Genomic DNA, 8,055 nt, shown 5'->3' on the forward strand with positions numbered 1-8,055 from the left:
ATGTGCGGCCATTCTCACACGGAGAACTAATGAAGCAAGTTTTCTGCTGGCGACTTCCCGCCCCACCATTGACATCGGACGACTCAGGTATCTGGCCACCGCTCCGTCAGCGGATTGCAATGGGTTTCCACCGGGATGCCGGACCAAAGGCCCGGTCTTGCACTGCGTTCTGGAGCCCGAAGAGTTTTTTGTTTTTAGCTGGCCTGACATCTCAAGCACTGATGCTATCGTATTCAGGGAATTTGAAAGCAGATGATGATGACGGTTACGTTCCCGTAACAGATGAAATGGTCAAGCAATCAAATAGGGAAACATGCGGCCAATTCGAATACGATTTATCCGTAGGGAACTTAAAGACCGTTAAGGATTATATGAGAAAATGTGACAACCCCATCATAGACGGAACATGCAAACTGGCCTTTGAGGGGTTTTGTGTCGAAGGACAAGGATATCAATTTCCCCATTCATGGAAGGATAAAGTTCACTATAAACAAAGAAAATTAGAGAAATATGCATTTGGCGATTCAAGCGAGGTTGACCACAAGTTTAACTTCACTCCTATCTACGTTTCCTCGCTTGATGTTTTCAATCGACAAATGGCATCTAAAATGGGAGTCCCAGAAAATAATATTTATGGAACAGTGCACTTAGATGATGCCAAGCGACCGTGGAAATTCTGCAATAAGGGAACTTCTGGGAATAAGCATTTTGCCGAGAGTGGGCCCGATGGTCTGCAGCCGGGCGATCAGGTCGATCTGTACTCGGCCCCCATATTCGACACCCAGCCTTTTCTGGCGCTCAGAACACATATCACCGGAACCAGAAATCATTTGAACTACTCTGTCGAGGTGATCGATAACCTCAACACTTACGATTTTGTACGGTCACCAGAAAATTATCAGCGTGGCATCTATGTACCGCAGATGGTTAACAGGACCAAAGTGCTGGCAGGGGGCTGGTATGAGGCCCTATCGAAACTCGCCTATAGCGGCTTGAAGTGCATAAGACGCAAGGAATTTGAGGACCAAGGGGAACGATTCGACGGATATGAACAGAGAATCCATTACGAGACGAGGCCGGAACTTAAAACAGAAAAAATAAAGGATTTAATCAACGCTCTTCATTCTGCAATTTTGGAGGATGGTAATCCTGCTGAATTGAAAAAATAAGAAAGTTAACCCGATACAAACGATTTCAAGTAGCTCGACTGCGTGGAGTGAGCACTAGAAAGTTTAAGACTTGCCCTTTTTTGAGTCTCTCTTATTGTTGGTATTTCCAGTGTCGAAACAGTTCCACGCACTGACCGGCGAGTGGTTCGCACCGGCGCCAGCGAGACAGCGCGTTGATGGGGCGATATTGTTCCATGCGCGCGGCGCATGCTACGAATGGCGCGGAGGTAGCGTGCGCGACGCGCACGGATGGCTGGCTTAGGTCACGTTTGCCCTGGCACCGATGGCTTCGACGCTTGCGGCTTCGCCATCCCTGGGCTCCTCAGTTCCGGGGCCCTACCCGGAACGAGGGTTTCGGTCACCGGGCAGAGGTAGGGGAATGCCAATGGTGATGCCTTGGGAGAGCCTGGTCGGACGTAACCGACTGGAACGGGGGACTGGGCTGTAGCTTTCGCCTTGCTCCAGTGCACACAGAACAAGTCCGCGATGAAGCCTTGACCCTCGAGCATAGCGAATGCTAGAAGCGCGAGTGAGAAGAACCGTAAATCGGACCAAGCCATGTCAAAGACCGTAAACACGGCCATCGAACTCGACGAAGGGCTGCTCGCACGCCTCACCGCTCTGAGCGCTCTGAAGGAACGTCCCCCCGGCCGCTTGATGGCAGCCGCCATCGAGGAATACGTCGCACGCGAAGAGCAACATGAACGTGAAAGAGCCGAGGACATGGAGCGCTGGCAGAGCTACGAGCGAACGGGCGTTGCCGTGCCGCATACGGCAGTCGAGAAATGGCTCAGTTCGTGGGGCAGTGAAGACGAGTTTCTGTGTCCGAAGTAGTCTGGCTGCCCGAGGCGCTCGACGATGTTGCACGGTTGCGCGGTTTCCTGCAGGAGCAGAGCCCGATCGCAGCGAAGCGCGCCGCGCAAGCGCTCCTGGAAGGCGCAAACCTGCTTGCGGATCATCCAGACTGGGCCGCCAGATGGGCGACGGCACGGAAAGGCGGGAACTGTTCCGGCCCTTCGGCACAGGTGGCTATGTGTTGCGCTACCTAATCGCAAATCAGACCGTCTTCATCATTCGCGTGTGGCATACCAAGGAATGGCGAAAGGATCGATGACACCCTTCGAGAACACTCGGAATCCTTGCGCCGCCGACTCCTCCAACTAATGATTGCCGGAAGGACTCTTCAGACAAGGCATGATCCCCTTGGCCACGACGAATGACGCATCCCTGGACCGCGAGACAGCGGCCCCGCCACCTAAGGGATCTTCCCCAAGCTCAAAGTACCGCAAGCGCTTCACCCGTCCCGCGACGGCGCTCGGCCTGGCCGTGCTCGCCGGACCGCTGGAACTCGCGATCCCGCCGGTCATCGTCGGCGGCACGATCGCCGTGGCGGCGTGGCCCACCTGGAAACGCACGCTGCAACGCATTGAGCGCAAGCACACGCTCGATGCCGAGGTACTCGATTCCTTATGGATCCTGTTCCACACACTGACCGGCGAGTTGTTCGCACCGGCACTGGCGCTGTGCCTGACCGAGGTCGGGCATACGTTGCGTGACATGACGGCCGATGCCGGGCGCCGTAAGCGGCCGAACCCGGTGCCGAGCCGGCATTATTGGATCGAGCGCAAGGGGCGGCGCCGGCGCGTGCTCACCAAACATCTGATGCCGGGTGACCAGGTGCTACTTGGCCCCGGCGACCGTGTGCCGGCCGACGGCACCGTCGTGCTCGGCGAGGCGTTGCTCGACCAGCACGCCTTCGGCGGCGGCGCGAAACTGCGCACCCTCGGTTTTGGCGATGAAGTGTACGCATCGACCGTGCTGGTCGAAGGCCAGATCACCCTGAACGTCCAGCACACCGGCACCGACACGCGGGCCGCCGGACTGCTGGCCGCGGTACACGAAAAGTCGCGGAAGCAGACACGCATCAGCAATTACGTCTCCGAAATCAGCGACCGGGCCGTCTTGCCGGCGTTGGGGGTGAGCCTCGCGCTGTACGCGGCGACCGGCAATCCCACACAGGCGATAGCGCCGCTGCAACTCGATTTCGCGCTCGGCATCGCGATCAGCGCGCCCGTGCCGGTGCTCGCCTGCCTCCAACATGCGGCGGCCAACGGAGTGCTGATCCGGAGCGGACATGCGCTGGAGCGCCTGGCGACGATCGACGCCATCGTGTTCGACAAGACCGGCACGCTGACCGAAACCGGTGTGAAGGTCAGCGGGTTCGATACCGTGGATTCCGCGGTCAGCGAGGACGAGCTGATCCGACTCGCCGCGTCAGTGTGCTACTACGTGCTGCGCCCGTTCAGCACCGCGCTGGCCGATATCGCCGAGCAGCGGGCCATCACGCGGACGGCGGTCGAGGCGCGGGATTTCTCGGAACTGGGCGCGATCGGCGAGGTCAACGGCCACAGCGTGGCGATCGGCACCTACCACTACCTGCAGGAACACGGCATCACCGTCGACGCCGACTACCACCGGCGCCACGACGGCGTGATTCTCAACCGCTCGCAGCGCTACGTCGTCCGCGATGGCGTGCTGCTCGGGACCGTGTTCTACTCGAATGCGATCCGCAAGGAAGCCGCGACGACGATAGAGACCTTGGGACGCCTCGGCATCGCCTGTTATCTGGTCAGCGGCGATTCCCGGAAAGCCACGACCGCGGTCGGCTACCAGCTGGGCTTCCGGCCGGAGCGCACCTTCGCCGAAGCCGATGCGGAGCGCAAGGTCACTGTGTTGCAAAAATTGCGTGAACGCCACCGGACGATCGCCTTCGTCGGCGACGGCATCAACGACGCCGCCGCCATGAGCCAGGCCGACGTGTCGGCCGCACCGCAGAGCGCGACCGACCTGGCCCGCGAAACCGCCGATGTGGTCCTGCTGGACGACGATTTGCGCGGACTGTCCTTCGCGATCCTGACCGCCCGCCGCGGCATGTCGCTGGTCCGCCAGAACATCACCACAGTGACCGCCGCGAATGTCGCGATCGTGATCGGCGGCGCGCTGCTCGACCTGAGCCCGGTGGTCGCGACGGCGGTTAACAACGGATCCACGCTGCTGGCCGCATTGAACGGCCTCCGCCCCTTGCGGGACGCGCCGCGTCAGGACCCAGCCATCGAGCGCACCGCACTGCGCAGCGAATCGGGGCTGCTGGGCATTCCCTGGCGCAAACGCGCCCGCGGCGAGATCAGCGCGCTGCTGAACAGGCCGGCCGAGGCCCCGGGCTGAGCCTCGGGCGAAGCGCTCTCCCATTCCATCGGCGGCGTTCATCGCTCGGTGCACCCTTGGCTGCACCCCAGCCGGCTCTGACACCGGCTGGCGAAATCAACCCGTTTTGGTGGGGCGCTGTTTTCCCGTCCAGGCGACACTGAAACGCTATATGCTGTAATCATCGGCGATACGCGCTACCATCGGTAGACATGGTGTCACCGGCGACCGCTTGCCCGTCTTGCTCGCCGTTTGTTAAGGTCTGCCCATCGCGCCACTCCCCGTGGCGACCGCCAACGGGAATCCGCGTCAGACTCGGGCCGTGCCCGCCAGACGACCCGCCCCCTCCCCGAATGATCGAGGCACCGGAGTGTGTCCTGCGCAGTCGAAGGAACTGAACCCAGCCAACAGTCGGCCGCCCAAGCAGGCGGCTGCGGAATCATCACCATGAACAGCCAACCCATCTCCCGCGACGTTCTGCTCGAAAAATACGCCAAGCACGGCGAAACCAGTGCCGAGGACGTGTTCGCCCGCGTCGCCCGCGCCATTGCCTCGGTCGAGCCCGAGGCCCGCCGCGGCGCCTTCGAAACGCAATTCCTGACCGCCCTGCGCCGGGGCTTCATCCCGGCCGGGCGGATTCTGTCCGCCGCCGGCACCGACATCGAGGCCACGCTGATCAACTGCTTCGTGCAGCCGGTCGGCGATTCGGTCTCCTGCTGCGAGGACGGCAAGCCGGGGATTTACACCGCGCTTACCGAGTCGGCCGAGACCATGCGCCGCGGCGGTGGGGTCGGCTACGACTTCTCGCGCATCCGGCCGAAAGGCGCGCGGGTGCGCGGCACCGCCAGCAGCGCCAGCGGGCCGGTCAGCTACATGCGGGTGTTCGACCGCTCCTGCGAAACGGTCGAATCGGCCGGCGCCCGGCGCGGCGCGCAGATGGGTGTGCTGCGCTGCGACCACCCGGATGTGCTCGACTTCGTGCAGGCCAAGGACACGGCCGGGGAACTCAGCAACTTCAATATCTCGGTCGCCGTGACCGATGCCTTCATGGAAGCCGTCGAGGCCGATGCCTCCTGGGCGCTGGTGCATCCGGCCGAACCCTCGGACGAACAGAAGGCCGCCGGCGCCGCCTTGCGCGAGGACGGGCTGTGGGTCTACCGCTCGGTCCGGGCGCGTGACTTGTGGGACCGCATCATGCGCAGCACCTACGACCACGCCGAACCCGGCGTGCTGTTCGTCGACCGCGCCAACGACGACAACAACCTGGCCTACTGCGAGCGCTTCGAGGCCACCAACCCCTGCGCCGAGGAATGGCTGCCCGATTACGGCTGCTGCTGTCTGGGCTCGATCGACCTGACGCGCTACGTTGCGGAGCCGTTCGCAGCCCGAGCCGAGTTCGATCTGGCCGGCTTCGGGGCGCTGGTCCGCACTGCCGTGCGCATGCTCGACAACGTGCTGGACCTGACCTTCTGGCCGCTGCCGCAGCAGCGCAGCGAAGCCATGGCCAAGCGGCGGATCGGCCTCGGTTTCACCGGCCTAGGCGATGCGCTGCTGATGCTGGGCTTGCGCTACGACACCGACGCCGCGCGGGAACTCGCGGCGCGCGTGGCCGAGGTGATGCGCGATGAGGCCTACCACGCGTCCGTCGAGCTGGCGCGCGAGAAGGGCGCCTTTCCGCTGTTCGAGGCCGAGCCATACCTGGCCTCCGGCTTCACGTCGCGGCTGCCGGCCGAGCTGCGCGCAGCGATCCGCCGGGGCGGCATTCGCAACAGCCATCTGCTGGCGATCGCGCCGACCGGCACCATCAGCCTGGCCTTTGCCGACAACGCCTCGAACGGCATCGAGCCGCCGTTTTCCTGGAGCTACACCCGCCGCAAGCGCGCGGCCGACGGCAGCGTCGAGGAATACGCGGTCGAGGACCACGCCTACCGGCTGTACCGCGCCCGGGGCGGCGATGTCGCCCATCTGCCGCCGCACTGGGTCACCGCGCTGGAGATCGCGGCGCTGGACCACATGCGCATGCTGGCGGCGGTGCAGCCCTACATCGACTCGTCGATCTCGAAGACCGTCAACGTCCCGGCCGACTACCCCTATGCCGACTTCCAGGATCTGTACTTCGAAGCCTGGAAGGCCGGGCTGAAGGGCCTCGCGACCTACCGGCCGAACGCGGTCGTCGGGCAGGTGCTGGTTGCGGATGGGCCGGAACCCGAGGCGGCCGACTCGGACGACTTCGCCGACACCGATCCCGATCGGCGTCTGCGGCTGGAATCGCTGCCGGAACCGGCCCTGGCCTCGCTACGCTGGCGGAAGCGCCCGCGCCCAGCCGGCGGCAATCCGGCCTGGACCTACATGGTCGACCACCCGCGCGGCAGCTTCGCGCTGTTCGTCGGCCACATCGAGAATGGCGAGAACCACCCGTTTGAGGTCTGGGTCAACGGCGCCGAACAGCCACGTGGCCTTGGGGCGCTGGCCAAGTCGCTGTCGATGGATCTGCGCTCGAATGACCGCGGCTGGCTCAAGGCCAAGCTCGCCAGCCTAATGCGGGCGCAGGGCGACGACGCCTTCGACCTGCCGTTCCCGCCGGATGGGGAGCCGGTGCGCGTGCCCAGCCTGATCGCCGGCTTCGCCCGGCTGGTGCACTACCGCTGCGCGCAGCTCGGCGCCTTCGACCATCCCGGCCCGACGCCGGTGCTCGATGCGCTGATGTCGCCCAAGGAACCCAAGACCGGCACCGATGGCACACTGTCATGGACCGTGGACGTGATCAACCCGGCCACAGGCGATGATTTCGTACTGTTCCTGAAGGAACTGCAACTGCCGAATGGCCAGCGCCGGCCGTATTCGCTGTGGCTGTCGGGCGAGTACCCACGCCTGTTCGACGGGCTGTGTAAGTCGCTGTCCTTCGACATGCGCGTGATCGACCCGGCCTGGATCGGCGCCAAGCTGCGCCAACTGGCCGACTTCCCGGAGCCGCGCGGCGACTTCCTGGCCTGGGTGCCCGGCGAGCACCGGCAGCAGAACACGCCCTCGACCATCGCCTATCTGGCCCGGCTGATCCTGCACCGGTACGCGCGGCTGGGGTTATTGGACGAAGACGGTTATCCAATCGAGGAGATGGGCCTGCTGCACTTCGAGGCCGACAACGTCGTGCCGCTGCGCCCGGCCACCGCCGGCGCGATGGAAGTCCGCCCCGGCAAACGCTGCCCCGAGTGCGGCAACTACGCCGTCATCCGCAAGGACGGCTGCAACTTCTGCACGGCGTGTGGGGCCATTGGGGCGTGTGGGTAGGCTAGCCGCCAGCCGGCAAGGACTGATGGGTAGCGGCCTGCTTAGCGGAGCCCACGGCACGGCGCTACGGAAAAAAGTAACCTGATAATCCTCTAGCCAGCCTCCTCGGGTCATTGGTACCACTGACCTGGCAAACGAGAGAACGCGAGGAGGCTGTCATGGCACTTTACTGTGGTATCGATCTGCATTCCAACAACCACGTGGTAGTGGTAATCGACGAGGAAGACCGCCGGATTCTGGAGCGGCGTTTCCGGAACGATGTGACACTGACGTTGCAGACACTGGTGCCATATCGCTCGGAACTGGCGGGAGACGGGCGAGCGGATCGCCACGCGTCGGCTCAAGCAAGCGGATTTCGTGGTGGACCTGCCGGGCGCCGCCCAGCGGCTGTCGG

Annotated in this window: 6 protein-coding genes; all 6 read left to right on the top strand. The window is 63.3% G+C overall.

What is annotated here, in order from left to right; translation table 11 throughout:
• Positions 1 to 29 precede the first annotated feature (29 nt).
• The gene (locus ACW73L_RS20595; RefSeq protein WP_498924443.1) at positions 30 to 1,169 is read left to right on the top strand and encodes a hypothetical protein; all 1,140 of its coding nucleotides are present in this window, start codon (positions 30 to 32) and stop codon (positions 1,167 to 1,169) included.
• Positions 1,170 to 1,727: 558 nt separating this feature from the next.
• On the top strand, positions 1,728 to 2,003 hold the full coding sequence (locus tag ACW73L_RS20600) for a CopG family ribbon-helix-helix protein (RefSeq protein ID WP_498924444.1): 276 nt from the start codon (positions 1,728 to 1,730) through the stop codon (positions 2,001 to 2,003).
• Positions 1,991 to 2,218, top strand: a complete 228-nt coding sequence (locus ACW73L_RS20605) for a type II toxin-antitoxin system RelE/ParE family toxin (RefSeq protein ID WP_498924445.1) — start codon at positions 1,991 to 1,993, stop codon at positions 2,216 to 2,218. Before ACW73L_RS20600 ends, ACW73L_RS20605 begins: the two co-directional genes overlap by 13 nt.
• 145 nt (positions 2,219 to 2,363) lie before the next feature.
• On the top strand, positions 2,364 to 4,394 hold the full coding sequence (locus ACW73L_RS20610; RefSeq protein ID WP_498924446.1) for a heavy metal translocating P-type ATPase: 2,031 nt from the start codon (positions 2,364 to 2,366) through the stop codon (positions 4,392 to 4,394).
• Positions 4,395 to 4,820: 426 nt separating this feature from the next.
• Positions 4,821 to 7,661 carry an adenosylcobalamin-dependent ribonucleoside-diphosphate reductase gene (locus ACW73L_RS20615; RefSeq protein WP_498924447.1) on the top strand — a complete coding sequence of 947 codons (2,841 nt, stop codon included), beginning with the start codon at positions 4,821 to 4,823 and terminating at the stop codon, positions 7,659 to 7,661.
• A 158-nt stretch (positions 7,662 to 7,819) separates the two neighbouring features.
• A partial coding sequence (locus ACW73L_RS20620) for a hypothetical protein (protein ID WP_498924448.1) occupies positions 7,820 to 8,055 on the top strand: 236 nt, incomplete at its 3' end.

This window comes from Methylolobus aquaticus, assembly GCF_054172105.1.

Bases quoted from the DNA above. Each gene is read 5' to 3' on its own strand.
- ACW73L_RS20595 (WP_498924443.1), top strand. From the start codon at position 30: ATGAAGCAAGTTTTCTGCTGGCGACTTCCCGCCCCACCATTGACATCG.
- ACW73L_RS20615 (WP_498924447.1), top strand. From the start codon at position 4,821: ATGAACAGCCAACCCATCTCCCGCGACGTTCTGCTCGAAAAATACGCC.
- ACW73L_RS20610 (WP_498924446.1), top strand. From the start codon at position 2,364: ATGATCCCCTTGGCCACGACGAATGACGCATCCCTGGACCGCGAGACA.
- ACW73L_RS20600 (WP_498924444.1), top strand. From the start codon at position 1,728: ATGTCAAAGACCGTAAACACGGCCATCGAACTCGACGAAGGGCTGCTC.